Below are 15,313 nucleotides of genomic sequence, written 5' to 3' on the forward strand. Positions count from 1 at the left end.
ATAGCAAAACGCCCCACTAGGGGGCGTTTTGAGTGGTTATCCACAGAGCAAGTTACGCCTCGGCTTTCTTGGTAGCCGCTTCGACTTTACGCGTGATGTACCACTGCTGCGCGATGGACAGTACGTTGTTCACAACCCAGTACAGCACCAGACCCGCAGGGAACCACAGGAAGAAGAAGGTGAAGATAATCGGCATCATCTTCATGACCTTCGCCTGCATCGGGTCCGGAGGGGTCGGGTTCAACTGCTGCTGAATAAACATGGTTGCGCCCATGATGATCGGCAGAATGAAGAACGGATCCTTGATCGACAGGTCGGTAATCCACAGCATGAACGGCGCCTGCCGCATTTCAACGCTTTCCAGCAGAACCCAGTACAGCGAAAGGAAAACCGGCATCTGCACCAGGATTGGCAAGCAACCCCCCAGCGGATTGATCTTCTCTTTCTTGTACAGCTCCATCATGGCTTGCGACATTTTCTGCCGGTCATCGCCATGTTGTTCTTTGAGCGCGGCCAGTTTAGGCGCCACTGCACGCATGCGCGCCATGGATTTATAGCTGGCGGCCGACAACGGGAAGAAGATCCCTTTGATCAGCATGGTCAGGAAAATGATCGACCAGCCCCAGTTGCCGACGAGCGCGTGGATATGTTGCAGCAGCCAGAAAATGGGCTGGGCAATGAACCACAGGATGCCGTAATCGACAGTCAGCTCCAGACCTGGGGATAACTCTTTGAGTACCGCCTGGCTTTTCGGACCGGCGTAAAGAACGGCACTGGTTTCGGCTTTGGCACCTGGCGCGACGGAGATTGCCGGGCCGGTGTAACCGATGATGTAGTTGCCTTTGCTGTCTTTGCGGGTCTGGACGACGTTGTTTTCGCCCTTGGCGGGAATCCACGCCGTCACGAAGTAGTGCTGCAACCAGGCAACCCAACCACCGCTCACGGTTTCCTTCAACTGCGCCTTGTCCATATCCTTCATGGACACTTTTTTGTACGGCTCGCCACTTGTCCACAGGGCTGCGCCCAGATAAGTCGCGGTGCCGGTGGCCGTTGTCGATGACGGATCGGCGCTGGCGTCACGCTTCAGCTGCGCGAACATTGCACCCGACCAGGGCTGCGTGCTCTGGTTATCGATCAAGTAGGAAACGGTAACGTCATACAGGCCGCGTTTGAGGGTGAAACGCTTGATGTAATTGACGCCGTCCTTGCTGAACTTCAGGTCCACGACCAGTTGGTCCTGACCATCAGCCAGTTGATAAACTTTCTTCTCCGAAGAGTAAACCGGACGACCGGCCGGGCTTGCGTCCGGGCCATGGGTGCCGATCAGGCCGCTTTGCGCCAGATAAGTCAGTTCGCCGCCGTTATCAAACAGCTGAAACGGAATTTCCGGATGGTCCTGGCGACGTGGATACAGCGGCAATTTCAGCTGGGCAACATCGCCACCTTGTGGATCGACTGCCAGATCGAGCACATCCGTTTTGATCTGGATGAGGTCTTTGCTCGCAGCGACCGGAGATTCGGCAGGTGCAGTAGCGCCGGTATCGCTTGCGGCGCGGGGAATGTCGTCACTGACGGAAGCATTATTGCCAGTCGCCGTGTCCGGTAGACCCGGTGCGGTAGTACTGGAAGCAACATTCTGAGTCGGCAGGGCAGTCTGGCCATAGTCCTGGTTCCATTTAAGAACCATAACGTAGGACACGATTGCCAGGGCGACGATCAGGATCGTGCGTTTGATATCCATGATTACTCGGCCATCGAAGAAGAACGGGAGGTAGGGATAGGTGGAACCGGGTCATAACCACCGGGATTCCACGGATGACAGCGACCTAAACGACGAAAGGTCAGCCAGCCACCGCGCAGAAGACCATGATTTTCTATGGCTTCCAGCGCGTAGCAGGAACAGCTGGGGTAGAAACGACAGTGACTGGCCATCAAAGGACTGATGGCATAGCGATAAAACTGGATCGGAACGAGTGCCAGTTTACGCATCGGGACTGTCTACCCCTGCAGTTTCGGTTTTGACTGCTGGTACTGGCGTGCTGCGTGCCAGACGCTTCCAGAGTTTGCCGAAATGCTGAATCAATTCGGGGTTTTCTACGTCCCCCAAACCTTTGCGCGCGACGATAACAATGTCCCATCCGACCAGTGAATCCTGGTTCAGACGAAACGATTCGCGCATCAGACGTTTGAGGCGATTGCGCTCGACGGAGAGCTTGACGCTCTTTTTCCCGATAACCAGCCCGAGACGGGGGTGATCAAGATCGTTATTGCGCGCAAGGAGCAGGAGATTTTTCCCCGGAACCTTGCCGGTAGGGGAGTCAAAGACTGCCTTGAAATGCCGGGGAGTAAGCAGACGCTTTTCCCGACTGAAGTCCTGACTCACCTCCAGTGCCGGATTATCAAACTGCCAGACGCGCACGACCTTTGGCGCGACGACGCGACAGGACGGCACGACCGTTCTTGGTTGCCATGCGAGCACGGAAGCCGTGAGTACGAGCGCGTTTGATAGTGCTTGGTTGGAAAGTACGTTTCATTGTCGTGTTACCTGGTTCGTCCACAACGGGCCGGAATGGCCCCCGTTTTAAGAGACCGGGGATTCTAGAGAAAGCAAGGGCTCAGGTCAATTTCCAACCAGCGTTTCCGTATAAATAGATACGTGAAGGATTTTCCGCCCTCATCCATCACTCAATATAAAAATTAAGAAAGAAAGTATTTAAAGCTTTTCTGTAAAGCTTATAAAAGCTAGGCGGACGATCTTCTGTGGATAACCTATTCCAAGCCTTAAAACACGTGCTGTACAGAGAATGACAACTACCGTGGAAAACGGTTGTCATGCTGTGCTGTGCTATCGGATAACCTGTGTGTGAAAGGCAGGCTTATCCACAGGCCGGTTATCCACCGGGTTTCGCCTCCACTTGTGCAACGAGCTCAAGCGGGGTTATCCACAGGGCTTATTCACAGACCATTGGTCGTCTTTTTTACCTGCGCATCGGTCAATCTTCGTGGTTTCAAGGCAACCTTCGTGTGGATAAGTCGGCGTCTCATCGCTACAATGGCCGCTTGTTTTTGCCTCACCGGCTTTCGACTTAGGGGATATCCGTGTCAGTGGAACTTTGGCAGCAGTGCGTAGAGCTTTTGCGCGACGAGCTGCCTGCCCAACAATTCAACACTTGGATCCGTCCACTACAGGTCGAAGCCGAAGGCGACGAACTGCGTGTCTACGCGCCGAACCGTTTTGTTCTCGACTGGGTTAACGAGAAGTATCTGGGCCGTGTCATGGAACTGCTGGACGAACATGGCAATGGCCTTGCGCCTGTGCTCTCCTTGTTAATAGGGAGCAAACGCAGTTCCGTTCCGCGTGCTGCACCCAATGCGCCACTGGCTGCTGCGGCGTCCAAGGCTCAAACTGCTCACGCACCGGCAAGCGCGCCGCAAGTCGCTCCATCGGCGGCACCGGCCAAGCGTTCGACGCAGAAAGTTGCCGACATGAGCGAAGAGCCGTCTCGCGACAGTTTCGACCCGATGGCCGGCGCCAGCTCACAGCAAGCCCCAATTCGCTCCGAGCAGCGCACGGTTCAGGTTGAGGGTGCGCTCAAGCACACCAGTTACCTGAACCGCACCTTCACCTTCGAAAATTTCGTCGAGGGTAAGTCCAACCAATTGGCCCGCGCAGCTGCCTGGCAGGTTGCGGATAACCCCAAGCACGGTTACAACCCGCTTTTCCTGTACGGCGGCGTCGGTCTGGGTAAGACTCACTTGATGCACGCGGTAGGTAACCACCTATTAAAGAAGAATCCGAATGCCAAGGTCGTGTACCTGCATTCGGAGCGTTTCGTGGCTGACATGGTCAAGGCGCTGCAACTGAATGCAATCAACGAGTTCAAGCGCTTCTACCGTTCGGTGGATGCACTGCTGATCGATGACATTCAGTTTTTTGCCCGCAAGGAGCGCTCTCAGGAAGAGTTCTTCCATACCTTCAACGCCCTGCTTGAGGGTGGCCAGCAGGTCATTCTCACGAGTGACCGCTATCCGAAAGAGATCGAAGGACTGGAAGAGCGCTTGAAATCGCGCTTTGGCTGGGGCCTCACGGTTGCCGTCGAGCCGCCGGAGCTGGAGACAAGGGTCGCGATCCTGATGAAAAAGGCCGATCAGGCGAAAGTCGATCTGCCGCACGACGCCGCCTTCTTCATTGCCCAGCGCATACGTTCCAACGTTCGCGAGCTGGAAGGTGCACTCAAGCGTGTCATCGCACACTCGCACTTCATGGGGCGCGACATCACCATCGAGCTTATTCGCGAATCCCTCAAGGATCTGCTGGCACTGCAAGACAAGCTGGTTTCTGTGGATAACATTCAGCGCACGGTCGCCGAGTACTACAAAATCAAGATTTCCGACTTGCTGTCCAAGCGTCGTTCACGTTCGGTCGCTCGTCCGCGTCAGGTTGCCATGGCGTTGTCCAAGGAGTTGACTAACCACAGCCTGCCGGAAATTGGCGATGTGTTTGGCGGCCGCGACCATACGACTGTTTTGCACGCCTGCCGCAAGATCAATGAACTCAAGGAATCCGACGCGGACATTCGCGAGGACTACAAGAACCTGCTGCGTACACTGACTACCTGATGACACCAGCGCAGCTTATTAAGGCAAGGGACTAGACCATGCATTTCACCATTCAACGCGAAGCCCTGTTGAAACCCCTGCAACTGGTCGCAGGCGTTGTCGAACGCCGACAGACCTTGCCGGTGCTCTCAAACGTGCTGCTGGTTGTCGACGGCCAGCAGTTGTCACTGACTGGTACCGACCTGGAAGTCGAGCTGGTCGGCCGCGTACAGCTCGAAGAGCCTGCCGATCCAGGTTCGATCACAGTGCCCGCGCGCAAGCTGATGGACATCTGTAAAAGCTTGCCAAACGATGCACTGATCGACATCAAGGTCGATGAGCAGAAACTGGTGGTCAAAGCCGGGCGCAGCCGTTTCACCCTGTCGACCTTGCCGGCCGATGATTTCCCTACCGTGGAAGAAGGTCCGGGCTCGCTGACCTGCAGCCTGGAGCAAAGCAAGCTGCGCCGTTTGATCGAACGCACCAGCTTCGCCATGGCCCAGCAAGACGTTCGTTATTATTTGAACGGCATGCTGCTGGAAGTCTCTGCCGGGATCATTCGAGCCGTGGCTACCGATGGTCACCGTCTGGCCATGTGCTCGATGCAGGCCGACATCGGTCAGCCTGATCGTCACCAGGTCATCGTGCCGCGCAAGGGCATCCTTGAGCTTGCACGTTTGCTGACGGAACCGGACGGCATTGTCAGCATTGTCCTCGGTCAACACCACATTCGTGCAACCACGGGCGAGTTCACCTTCACCTCGAAGCTGGTCGATGGCAAATTCCCGGACTACGAGCGCGTCTTGCCCAAGGGTGGCGACAAACTTGTACTGGGCGACCGTCAGGCCCTGCGAGAAGCGTTCAGCCGCACGGCGATTCTTTCCAACGAAAAGTACCGCGGTATCCGTCTGCAGCTGGCTAACGGCCAGCTGAAGATCCAGGCGAACAACCCGGAGCAGGAAGAAGCGGAAGAAGAAGTGGGCGTTGAGTACAACGGTGGCAACCTGGAAATCGGCTTTAACGTCAGCTATTTGCTCGACGTGCTGGGCGTAATGACCACTGAACAGGTCCGCCTGATTCTCTCTGACTCCAACAGCAGCGCATTGGTGCAAGAGTCCGACAACGACGACTCGGCGTACGTTGTCATGCCGATGCGTCTGTAATCATTCCAGCAGAAGCTAGATGTCCTTAAGTCGCGTTTCGGTCACCGCGGTGCGCAATCTGCACCCGGTGACCTTCTCCCCCTCCCCCCGAATCAATATTCTTTACGGCGCCAACGGCAGCGGCAAAACCAGCGTGCTGGAAGCCATACACTTGCTGGGGCTCGCCCGATCGTTCCGTAGTACCCGATTGCTTCCCGTTATTCAGTACGAGCAGTTGGCGTGTACGGTTTTTGGTCAGGTTGAATTGGCGGAGGGTGGTCACAGTGCTTTGGGAATTTCGCGCGACCGTCAGGGCGACTTCCAGATTCGCATTGATGGCCAGAACGCGCGAAGTGCAGCGCAATTGGCGGAAATTCTGCCGCTGCAGTTGATTAACCCGGACAGCTTCCGCCTGCTGGAGGGTGCGCCAAAGATTCGCCGTCAGTTTCTGGACTGGGGCGTGTTCCACGTGGAACCACGTTTCATGTCCACGTGGCAACGCTTGCAGAAGGCTCTGCGCCAGAGAAACTCTTGGCTGCGGCATGGTACACTTGACGCCGTTTCGCAAGCGGTTTGGGACAGAGAACTGTGCCAGGCCAGCGTTGAGATCGATGAATACCGCCGCGCTTATATCAAAGCCTTGAAACCAGTCTTTGAGCAGACCTTGAGCGAGCTGGTGGAGCTTGAAGGTTTGACGCTCAGCTATTACCGGGGTTGGGACAAGGACCGTGAGCTGAGTGCGGTGCTTGCCGGATCTCTGCAACGGGATCAGCAAATGGGTCATACACAGGCTGGACCGCAACGAGCTGATTTGCGCCTTCGTCTGGGTGCACATAACGCAGCGGACATACTGTCCCGCGGTCAGCAGAAGTTGGTGGTCTGTGCATTGCGGATTGCCCAAGGCCATCTGGTCAGTCAAGCCCGTCGAGGGCAGTGTATTTATCTGGTGGATGACTTGCCTTCCGAACTGGACGAGCACCACCGTCGCGCACTTTGCCGCTTGCTGGAAGACTTACGCTGCCAGGTGTTTATCACCTGCGTAGATCACGAATTATTGAGGGAAGGCTGGCGGACGGAAACGCCGGTCGCTCTGTTCCACGTGGAACAGGGCCGTATCACCCAGACCCACGACCATCGGGAGTGAAGGCATTGAGCGAAGAAAATACGTACGACTCAACGAGCATTAAAGTGCTGAAAGGCCTGGATGCCGTACGCAAACGTCCCGGTATGTACATTGGTGACACCGACGATGGCAGCGGTCTCCACCACATGGTGTTCGAGGTGGTTGATAACTCGATCGACGAAGCATTGGCTGGCCATTGCGACGACATCAGCATCACCATCCACCCGGACGAATCCATCACCGTTCGCGACAACGGTCGTGGCATTCCGGTAGACGTGCACAAAGAAGAAGGCGTCTCGGCTGCAGAAGTCATCATGACCGTGCTGCACGCCGGCGGTAAGTTCGACGACAACTCCTACAAAGTATCCGGCGGTCTGCACGGAGTAGGTGTCTCGGTCGTTAACGCCTTGTCTGAAGAGCTCATCCTCACGGTTCGTCGCAGCGGCAAGATCTGGGAGCAGACTTACGTCCACGGTGTTCCGCAAGAGCCAATGAAGATCGTTGGCGAGAGCGAGACCACCGGTACCCAGATCCACTTCAAGCCGTCCGACCAGACCTTCAAAAACATCCACTTCAGCTGGGACATTCTGGCCAAACGGATTCGTGAACTGTCCTTCCTGAACTCCGGTGTCGGTATCGTCCTCAAGGACGAGCGCAGCGGCAAGGAAGAGCTGTTCAAATACGAAGGCGGCCTGCGTGCGTTTGTTGAGTACCTGAACACCAACAAGACCCCGGTCAACCAGGTGTTTCATTTCAACATTCAACGTGAAGACGGCATCGGCGTGGAAATCGCCCTGCAATGGAACGACAGCTTCAACGAGAATCTGTTGTGCTTCACCAACAATATTCCACAGCGCGACGGCGGCACCCACCTGGTGGGCTTCCGTTCCGCGTTGACACGTAACCTCAACACCTACATCGAAGCCGAAGGTCTGGCGAAGAAGCACAAGGTTGCGACTACCGGTGACGATGCGCGTGAAGGGCTGACCGCGATCATTTCGGTGAAAGTTCCGGATCCCAAGTTCAGTTCCCAGACCAAGGACAAGCTGGTGTCTTCCGAAGTGAAGACCGCTGTCGAACAGGAGATGGGCAAGTACTTCTCCGACTTCCTGCTGGAAAATCCGAACGAAGCCAAACTGGTCGTCGGCAAGATGATCGACGCAGCGCGTGCACGTGAAGCCGCGCGCAAGGCTCGTGAGATGACCCGCCGCAAAGGTGCGCTGGACATCGCCGGGCTGCCGGGCAAGTTAGCGGACTGCCAGGAAAAAGACCCTGCCCTCTCCGAACTGTACCTCGTGGAAGGTGACTCTGCTGGCGGCTCCGCCAAGCAGGGACGTAACCGTCGCACCCAGGCCATCCTGCCGCTAAAGGGCAAGATCCTCAACGTCGAGAAGGCGCGTTTCGACAAGATGATCTCTTCGCAGGAAGTGGGCACCTTGATCACCGCGTTGGGCTGCGGCATCGGCCGCGACGAATACAACATCGACAAGTTGCGTTATCACAACATCATCATCATGACCGATGCTGACGTCGACGGTTCGCACATCCGCACCTTGTTGCTGACGTTCTTCTTCCGTCAGCTGCCAGAGTTGATCGAGCGTGGTTACATCTACATTGCTCAACCGCCGCTGTACAAGGTCAAGAAAGGCAAGCAAGAGCAATACATCAAAGACGACGACGCCATGGAAGAGTACATGACGCAGTCGGCCCTGGAAGATGCGAGCCTGCACCTGAACGAAGACGCGCCTGGCATTTCTGGCGAAGCGCTCGAGCGGCTGGTAAATGATTTCCGTCTGGTGATGAAGACTCTCAAGCGTCTGTCGCGCCTGTACCCACAGGAGCTGACCGAGCACTTCATCTACCTGCCGGCGGTCAGCATGGAACAACTGTCCGATCACGCAGCGATGCAGGATTGGCTAGCCAAGTACGAAGTGCGTCTGCGCACAGTCGAGAAGTCCGGCCTGGTGTACAAAGCCAGTCTGCGTGAAGACCGTGAACGTAACGTCTGGCTGCCGGAGGTTGAGCTGATCTCCCATGGCTTGTCGAACTACGTCACCTTCAACCGCGACTTCTTCGGCAGCAACGATTACAAGACTGTGGTTTCGCTGGGCGCTCAACTGAGCACTTTGCTGGACGACGGCGCTTACATCCAGCGTGGCGAGCGCAAGAAGCCGGTGACCGAGTTCAAGGAAGCCCTTGAATGGTTGATGGCTGAAAGCACCAAGCGTCACACCATCCAGCGCTACAAAGGTCTGGGCGAGATGAACCCGGACCAGCTGTGGGAAACCACTATGGACCCTAGCCAGCGCCGGATGCTTAAAGTCACCATCGAAGACGCCATTGGCGCGGACCAGATCTTCAACACCCTGATGGGTGATGCGGTCGAGCCTCGTCGTGACTTCATCGAGAGCAATGCTCTGGCGGTGTCTAACCTGGATTTCTGATCTGGCGGACCTGCAAAACAAAAAACGCCAGCGCATTAGCGCTGGTTTTTTTTTGTTGAGATTCTGTGCTGGGAGTCCGCCGGGTAAGCCTCCCGAGCTTTATCGCATGGCACGCGGTCGCAATGCCTCTGCGCTTCACAGAACCGTCCTACATACGGCATTCCGTGACCTACTTATCCTACGGCCTCCTCGTACGCATTGCCTACGAGGGCATCAATTTTGGGATATCGAAAAGGGAATGCAGCTATGCCAACACCTGCGTATTTAGTCATAAATGGAAATAGTCAGGGCTTGATCACTGCCGGGGCATTCACACAGGAATCGGTGGGCAACGTGTACCAGGAAGGGCACGAAGACCAGATTCTGGTCCAGGCATTCAGTCATCAGATAATCATTCCACGGGATCCCCAATCAGGCCAACCAACCGGCCAGAGGGTCCATAAGCCTTTGATGATTTCGAAAGTATTTGATAAGTCCTCACCCCTGATTTTAAACGCACTGACAAGTGGCGAAGTCCTGGACAACTGTCACATTGCCTGGTATCGGACATCCTCAGCGGGCACTCAAGAGCACTACTTCAGCATTGAGCTCAACGACGCAGTAATTGTCGATGTACAGACGAGAATGCCGAGTTGCCAGGATCCTAACATGGCACATTTCACGCATCTGGAAGACGTGTACTTCACCTACCGAAAAATAACCTGGACGCACGAGGTATGCGGTACTTCTGGTTCCGATGACTGGCGCGCGCCAATCGGTAGCTGACTCTTCTGCTCAAAACGCTAGCGCAAAAAAACCGGCTATATGAGCCGGTTTTTTATGTCTCTAAAAAACTTATGCACGGTTTTTGGTATTTTATGAGCTTAAGAAATATGTATGTAAATCATAGGTTTATAGCTTAAAGGTTCAGGTTTACGGGAAAACGGTACACAGGTTATCCACAAATTTCAGACAGCGATTTGATCAGCACAAACAGGTGCCTGTGGTGCCGGAGGTAACGAACCCATCTCTCGCTGCATCTGTTCATTCCAGGCTTGAACCCTGTCGTTGAGCGCGGCAATTGCACGGGGCCCACTGCCCTCTGCATACATTGGTTCGCCAATAATTACAGTGATCACGCCCCGCTTCTTCGCCCAACCGCTTTTCGGCCAAAATTTGCCAGCATTGTGTGCAATGGGCAGCACTGGAAGTGCGGCGTTGACCGCCAACGCCGTTCCACCGCGAGAGAATTTGCCAATGGTGCCGTAGGGGACGCGCGTGCCTTCAGGGAAGATCAACACCCAGACACCGTCCTTGAGCAATTCATCGCCTTTTTTGGCCACATGCTTCAGAGCCGCTTTCGGGTTATCGCGATCAATAGCAATCGGCCGCAGCATCGCCATTGCCCAGCCAAAAAACGGCACAAACAGCAACGACCGCTTGAGCACCTGGCTCAACGGTTCAAAGTACGCAGATAGAAAAAACGTTTCCCAAGTGCTCTGGTGATTGGCCTGAATCACGCAAGGCTGATCAGGCACGTTCTCAGCGCCCTTGATCTCATAGCTGATCCCCAGAAAGACCTTGCTCAGCCATAACGCACAACGACACCAGTAAACATTGATGAAGCGATACCGCGCCTTGAATGGCAAAAAAGGCGCGATAAAAAAGCTCAGGGTGCACCAGAGCAACGAGCTGGTGCCCAGCAGCAGGTAAAAGAGGAATGTTCTGATGGCCTGCAGTATCGACATGGTGACGTTTACCGTTGCGGGCTCTGCCCGTCTTTATAAAGCGCAATCCCGATCAATCCTTGGTCAGGAGTCTCGAAAACGCTCTAATTGTGGATAAGTTCTGCGGCAATCGCCGCCAGATCGTCAAAAATCAGGGTGCCTGCCGGAAGGGTCTTGCCCAAGGTCTTTTTGCCTTTTCCGGTCTTTACTAAAACTGGCTGTGAATCGACGGCTTTGGCAGCCTCCAGGTCACCAAGGCTGTCGCCAACGAACCAGAGACCGCTGAGCGCCACCTCATAGTGAGCGGCGATGGTTTTCAGCATTCCGGGTTTTGGTTTGCGACAATCGCAGCCATCGTCCGGCCCATGCGGGCAATAGACGATGAGCCCGACTTCACCGCCCTGCTCTGCCACCAGCGCACGCAAACGCTCGTGCATGCCATCCAGGGTGGCAATGTCGTAATAGCCGCGGGCAATGCCGGACTGGTTGGTAGCTACTGCCACGGTCCAGCCGGCCTTGCTCAATTGCGCGATGGCCTCGATCGAGCCGGGGAGCGGATTCCACTCATCAACCGACTTGATGTAAGCGTCGGAGTCGTAGTTGATCACCCCGTCCCGATCGAGAATCAGCAGTTTCAAACGGTCTTACCCCAGCAAGGAAATATCGGCGACGCCGAGGAACAAGCCACGTAGACGCGCCAGCAACGCATAGCGGTTGGCGCGGACGTTGGCATCTTCGGCGTTGACCATCACCGCTTCGAAGAACGCATCCACCGGCTCGCGCAATGCAGCCAGACGCGCCAACGATTCACTGTACTGACGCGCAGCCGCCATGGGTTGCACGGCCTGGTCCGCCTGCTGGATCGCCGAATACAGGGAGAACTCGTTGGCGTTGTCGAAGTACTTGGCTTCCACGACCGATGGAACGTTGCCCTCAACCTTGCTCAACAAGTTCGAAACGCGCTTGTTGACGGCGGCCAGCGCAGCGGCTTCCGGCAATTTGCGGAACGCTTCCACCGCTTGCACACGCTGATCGAAGTCCAGCGCAGATCCAGGCTTCAACGCACGCACCGACAGGTAAGTGCCGACGTCCACGCCTTCATCTTCGTAACGCGCGCGCAGACGGTCGAAGATGAATTCCAGCACTGCCTCGTTGAGGCCGGCCGACTTCACTTTGCTGCCGAATGCGTTCACCGCGAATGCCACGGCGTCGTTCAGGTCAAGGTCGAGCTTCTTGTCGATCAGGATGCGCAGCACGCCCAGCGCTGCACGACGCAGGGCATAGGGGTCTTTGCTACCGGTGGGCAGCATGCCGATACCGAAAATGCCCACCAACGTGTCGAGCTTGTCGGCGATGGCCACGGCCGCACCGGTCAAGGTAGTCGGCAGTTCAGCGCCAGCACCCCGTGGCATGTATTGCTCGTTCAGCGCCAGCGCGACTTCTTGTGGCTCGCCGTCATTGACGGCGTAGTAGTAACCGGCGACACCTTGCATCTCCGGGAACTCGCCGACCATTTCAGTGGCCAGGTCGCACTTGGAAAGCAAGCCTGCACGGGTGGCCCAGGCTGCGTTGCCGCCGATGCGCTGCGCGATGAACGCGGCCAGTTTGGAGACACGCTCGGCCTTGTCGTAAACGCTGCCGAGTTTTTCCTGGAACACCACATTCTGCAGGCGCAGGTTGAAGTCTTCGAGTTTCTGCTTCTTGTCTTGCTTGAAGAAGAACTCGGCGTCGGTCAGGCGTGGGCGAACCACTTTCTCGTTACCGGCGATGATCTGCTGCGGGTCTTTGCTTTCGATGTTGGCCACGGTAATGAAACGTGGCAGCAACTTGCCGTCAGCGTCCAGCAGGCAGAAATACTTCTGGTTGTCCTGCATCGTGGTGATCAGCGCTTCCTGCGGCACATCCAGGAAACGTTCTTCGAACGAGCACACCAGCGGCACCGGCCATTCGACCAGCGCAGTGACCTCATCGAGCAACGCTGGCGGAACGATCGCAGTACCTTCCTGCAGGGTCGCCAGTTCTTCGGTGCGCTTGCCGATCAGTGCGCGACGCTCATTGGCATCGGCCAGCACGTAAGCGGCACGCAGGTCGCCCAGGTAGTTGGCAGGCGAGGTGATGCGCACGCTTTGCGGATGATGAAAACGATGACCGCGAGAGTCGCGACCGGACTTCTGCGCAAGGATTGTGCAATCGATGACCTGGTCACCGAGCAGCATGACCAGCCACTGAGTCGGGCGTACGAACTCTTCCTTGCGCGCACCCCAGCGCATGCGCTTCGGGATCGGCAGGTCGTTCAGCGAGTCTTCGACAATGGTCGGCAGCAGGCTGGCGGTCGGCTTGCCGGCGATGCTTTGGCTGTAACGCAGTTTCGGGCCGCTCTGATCGATTTCGCTCAGATCGACGCCGCACTTCTTGGCAAAACCAAGAGCCGCTTGCGTGGGATTGCCGTCTGCATCGAACGCAGCCTGACGTGGCGGGCCATCAAGATTGATGCTTCGATCCGGTTGCTGGGTGGCCAGCGCCGTGATCAGTACAGCCAGCCGACGAGGCGCGGCGTAGACGGTTTTGGTTTCGTAGTTCAGACCGGCAGCGTGCAGGCCCTTGTCGATACCGGCAAGGAACGCGTCAGCCAGAGTGTTGAGGGCTTTGGGTGGCAGTTCTTCGGTGCCCAGTTCAACCAGAAAATCTTGAGCACTCATTGTGCAGCCTCCAGCTTGGCCAGTACTTCGTCACGCAGGTCCGGGGTCGCCATCGGGAAGCCCAGCTTGGCGCGCGCCAGCAGATAGGCTTGCGCAACGGAACGCGCCAGGGTGCGCACACGCAGGATGTATTGCTGACGCGCAGTCACGGAAATTGCCCGGCGCGCATCCAGCAGGTTGAAGGTATGGGACGCCTTCAGGACCATTTCGTAGCTCGGCAGCGGCAGTGGCTGATCGAGTTCGATCAGGCGCTTGGCTTCGCTTTCGTAGAAGTCGAACAGTTCGAACAGCTTCTCGACGTTGGCGTGCTCGAAGTTGTACGTCGACTGCTCCACTTCGTTCTGGTGGAACACGTCGCCGTAGGTGACTTTGCCCATCGGGCCGTCAGCCCAGACCAGGTCGTAGACCGAATCCACGCCCTGCAGGTACATGGCCAGACGCTCCAGACCGTAAGTGATCTCGCCGGTCACCGGGTAGCATTCGATGCCGCCCGCTTGCTGGAAGTAGGTGAACTGCGTCACTTCCATGCCGTTGAGCCAGACTTCCCAGCCCAGACCCCAGGCGCCCAGTGTCGGCGATTCCCAGTTGTCTTCGACGAAGCGGATGTCGTGGACCAAGGGGTCCAGACCGACGTGCTTGAGGGAGCCCAGGTACAACTCCTGGAAGTTGTCCGGGTTCGGCTTCAGTACCACCTGGAACTGGTAGTAGTGCTGCAGACGGTTCGGGTTTTCGCCGTAGCGGCCGTCAGTCGGACGGCGACTGGGCTGCACATAAGCGGCGTTCCAGGTTTCCGGGCCGATGGCGCGCAGAAACGTGGCAGTGTGGAAAGTGCCGGCGCCTACTTCCATATCGTAGGGCTGAAGTACCACGCAACCTTGCTCGGCCCAGTATTGCTGGAGGGCGAGGATCAAGTCTTGGAAGGTACGCACGGCTGGCGTAGGCTGGCTCACGAAATTCACCTGTTTCTTGGGCTGCGATTTAAAGAGCGGGAGTATACCCGATTCGTTCCTGCGCACGCCCCCTGGAGCCTTATGCCACGCTGCTTTTGGTGCACCGAAGATCCGTTATACATGGCTTATCACGATCAGGAGTGGGGCACGCCGCTACGCGATGCGCAGGGTTTGTTCGAGTTGCTTTTGCTCGAAGGGTTCCAGGCCGGCCTTTCCTGGATCACCGTGCTGCGCAAGCGTGAGCGTTATCGCCAGGTGCTGTTCGGCTTTGACGTACAACGCGTGGCGCAGATGAGCGATGCGCAAATAGATGAATTGATGCTCGATCCCGGGATCATCCGTAATCGGCTCAAACTCAATGCCGCCCGACGCAATGCGCAGGCCTGGCTGGCGCTGGAAGACCCGGTGAAATTCCTCTGGTCGTTTGTCGGCGGCCAGACAGTGACCAATCATTTCAAGGATCGCAGCGAAGTGCCGGCTGTTACGCCGGTTGCCGTGGAAATGAGCAAAGGCCTGAAAAAGGCCGGTTTCACGTTTGTCGGTCCGACCATTTGTTACGCGTTGATGCAGGCTTCGGGCATGGTCATGGACCACACTCAGGACTGCGATCGTTACGCGGTCCTGGCGAACGGTGGTTAGAATAGCCGCCC

14 protein-coding genes are annotated in these 15,313 nt (G+C 56.5%); 6 read left to right on the forward strand and 8 right to left on the reverse strand.

The features are described from left to right. Positions 1-52 precede the first annotated feature (52 nt). The 4 genes from yidC to rpmH are packed head-to-tail and all read right to left on the reverse strand — an operon-like array spanning position 53 to position 2,534. On the reverse strand, positions 53-1,741 hold the full coding sequence (gene yidC, locus ACYZT1_RS00810; protein WP_462017225.1) for a membrane protein insertase YidC: 1,689 nt from the start codon (positions 1,739-1,741) through the stop codon (positions 53-55). A 2-nt stretch (positions 1,742-1,743) separates the two neighbouring features. Beyond that, on the reverse strand, positions 1,744-1,989 hold the full coding sequence (gene yidD, locus ACYZT1_RS00815; protein WP_010207715.1) for a membrane protein insertion efficiency factor YidD: 246 nt from the start codon (positions 1,987-1,989) through the stop codon (positions 1,744-1,746). After that, positions 1,982-2,383 carry a ribonuclease P protein component gene (gene rnpA, locus ACYZT1_RS00820; RefSeq protein WP_462019323.1) on the reverse strand — a complete coding sequence of 134 codons (402 nt, stop codon included), beginning with the start codon at positions 2,381-2,383 and terminating at the stop codon, positions 1,982-1,984. The genes yidD and rnpA overlap by 8 nt, the downstream gene beginning before the upstream one ends. 16 nt (positions 2,384-2,399) lie before the next feature. After that, positions 2,400-2,534, reverse strand: coding sequence for a 50S ribosomal protein L34 (gene rpmH, locus ACYZT1_RS00825; RefSeq protein WP_003213577.1), 135 nt, complete (start codon positions 2,532-2,534; stop codon positions 2,400-2,402). A gap of 565 nt (positions 2,535-3,099) precedes the next feature. Between rpmH and dnaA the strand changes: the two genes are divergently transcribed. The 5 genes from dnaA to ACYZT1_RS00850 all read left to right on the forward strand — a co-directional run bounded on the left by dnaA (position 3,100) and on the right by ACYZT1_RS00850 (position 10,073). Further along, complete coding sequence (gene dnaA, locus ACYZT1_RS00830) at positions 3,100-4,620, forward strand: chromosomal replication initiator protein DnaA (RefSeq protein ID WP_462017226.1); 1,521 nt, start codon at positions 3,100-3,102, stop codon at positions 4,618-4,620. Positions 4,621-4,658: 38 nt separating this feature from the next. Further along, entirely contained in the window at positions 4,659-5,762 is a 1,104-nt protein-coding gene (gene dnaN / locus ACYZT1_RS00835; RefSeq protein ID WP_462017227.1) for a DNA polymerase III subunit beta, read from the forward strand. A 19-nt stretch (positions 5,763-5,781) separates the two neighbouring features. Beyond that, positions 5,782-6,885 (forward strand): DNA replication/repair protein RecF, encoded by a 1,104-nt coding sequence (recF, locus tag ACYZT1_RS00840; protein ID WP_462017228.1) that lies wholly within the window; start codon positions 5,782-5,784, stop codon positions 6,883-6,885. 5 nt (positions 6,886-6,890) lie between these two features. Further along, positions 6,891-9,308 carry a DNA topoisomerase (ATP-hydrolyzing) subunit B gene (gene gyrB / locus ACYZT1_RS00845; RefSeq protein ID WP_462017229.1) on the forward strand — a complete coding sequence of 806 codons (2,418 nt, stop codon included), beginning with the start codon at positions 6,891-6,893 and terminating at the stop codon, positions 9,306-9,308. A gap of 246 nt (positions 9,309-9,554) precedes the next feature. After that, on the forward strand, positions 9,555-10,073 hold the full coding sequence (locus ACYZT1_RS00850; RefSeq protein WP_462017230.1) for an Hcp family type VI secretion system effector: 519 nt from the start codon (positions 9,555-9,557) through the stop codon (positions 10,071-10,073). Between the two features lie 182 nt (positions 10,074-10,255). On the opposite strand, the gene ACYZT1_RS00855 is transcribed toward ACYZT1_RS00850, so the two are convergent. From ACYZT1_RS00855 to glyQ, 4 genes are all read right to left on the reverse strand, one after another. Next, on the reverse strand, positions 10,256-11,035 hold the full coding sequence (locus tag ACYZT1_RS00855) for a lysophospholipid acyltransferase family protein (protein ID WP_462017231.1): 780 nt from the start codon (positions 11,033-11,035) through the stop codon (positions 10,256-10,258). Positions 11,036-11,118: 83 nt separating this feature from the next. Beyond that, a complete protein-coding gene (gmhB, locus tag ACYZT1_RS00860; RefSeq protein ID WP_462017232.1) occupies positions 11,119-11,652 on the reverse strand; it encodes a D-glycero-beta-D-manno-heptose 1,7-bisphosphate 7-phosphatase in 534 nt (177 codons plus the stop codon). A gap of 6 nt (positions 11,653-11,658) precedes the next feature. Next, positions 11,659-13,713 carry a glycine--tRNA ligase subunit beta gene (gene glyS, locus ACYZT1_RS00865; RefSeq protein WP_462017233.1) on the reverse strand — a complete coding sequence of 685 codons (2,055 nt, stop codon included), beginning with the start codon at positions 13,711-13,713 and terminating at the stop codon, positions 11,659-11,661. Then, a complete protein-coding gene (gene glyQ, locus ACYZT1_RS00870) occupies positions 13,710-14,663 on the reverse strand; it encodes a glycine--tRNA ligase subunit alpha (protein ID WP_008155694.1) in 954 nt (317 codons plus the stop codon). The genes glyS and glyQ overlap by 4 nt, the downstream gene beginning before the upstream one ends. 81 nt (positions 14,664-14,744) lie before the next feature. On the opposite strand from glyQ, the gene tag reads away from it, so the two are divergent. Beyond that, positions 14,745-15,302 carry a DNA-3-methyladenine glycosylase I gene (gene tag, locus ACYZT1_RS00875; RefSeq protein ID WP_462017234.1) on the forward strand — a complete coding sequence of 186 codons (558 nt, stop codon included), beginning with the start codon at positions 14,745-14,747 and terminating at the stop codon, positions 15,300-15,302. The last annotated feature ends 11 nt before the right edge of the window (positions 15,303-15,313 follow it).

The sequence above is a fragment of the Pseudomonas sp. PB3P13 genome (assembly GCF_054897735.1).

Excerpts from the sequence above, each read along its gene's own strand:
- ACYZT1_RS00855 (WP_462017231.1), bottom strand. The coding sequence starts at position 11,035 with ATGTCGATACTGCAGGCCATCAGAACATTCCTCTTTTACCTGCTGCTG.
- ACYZT1_RS00850 (WP_462017230.1), top strand. The coding sequence starts at position 9,555 with ATGCCAACACCTGCGTATTTAGTCATAAATGGAAATAGTCAGGGCTTG.
- rpmH (WP_003213577.1), bottom strand. The coding sequence starts at position 2,534 with ATGAAACGTACTTTCCAACCAAGCACTATCAAACGCGCTCGTACTCAC.
- recF (WP_462017228.1), top strand. The coding sequence starts at position 5,782 with ATGTCCTTAAGTCGCGTTTCGGTCACCGCGGTGCGCAATCTGCACCCG.
- dnaN (WP_462017227.1), top strand. The coding sequence starts at position 4,659 with ATGCATTTCACCATTCAACGCGAAGCCCTGTTGAAACCCCTGCAACTG.
- yidC (WP_462017225.1), bottom strand. The coding sequence starts at position 1,741 with ATGGATATCAAACGCACGATCCTGATCGTCGCCCTGGCAATCGTGTCC.
- yidD (WP_010207715.1), bottom strand. The coding sequence starts at position 1,989 with ATGCGTAAACTGGCACTCGTTCCGATCCAGTTTTATCGCTATGCCATC.
- glyS (WP_462017233.1), bottom strand. The coding sequence starts at position 13,713 with ATGAGTGCTCAAGATTTTCTGGTTGAACTGGGCACCGAAGAACTGCCA.
- tag (WP_462017234.1), top strand. The coding sequence starts at position 14,745 with ATGCCACGCTGCTTTTGGTGCACCGAAGATCCGTTATACATGGCTTAT.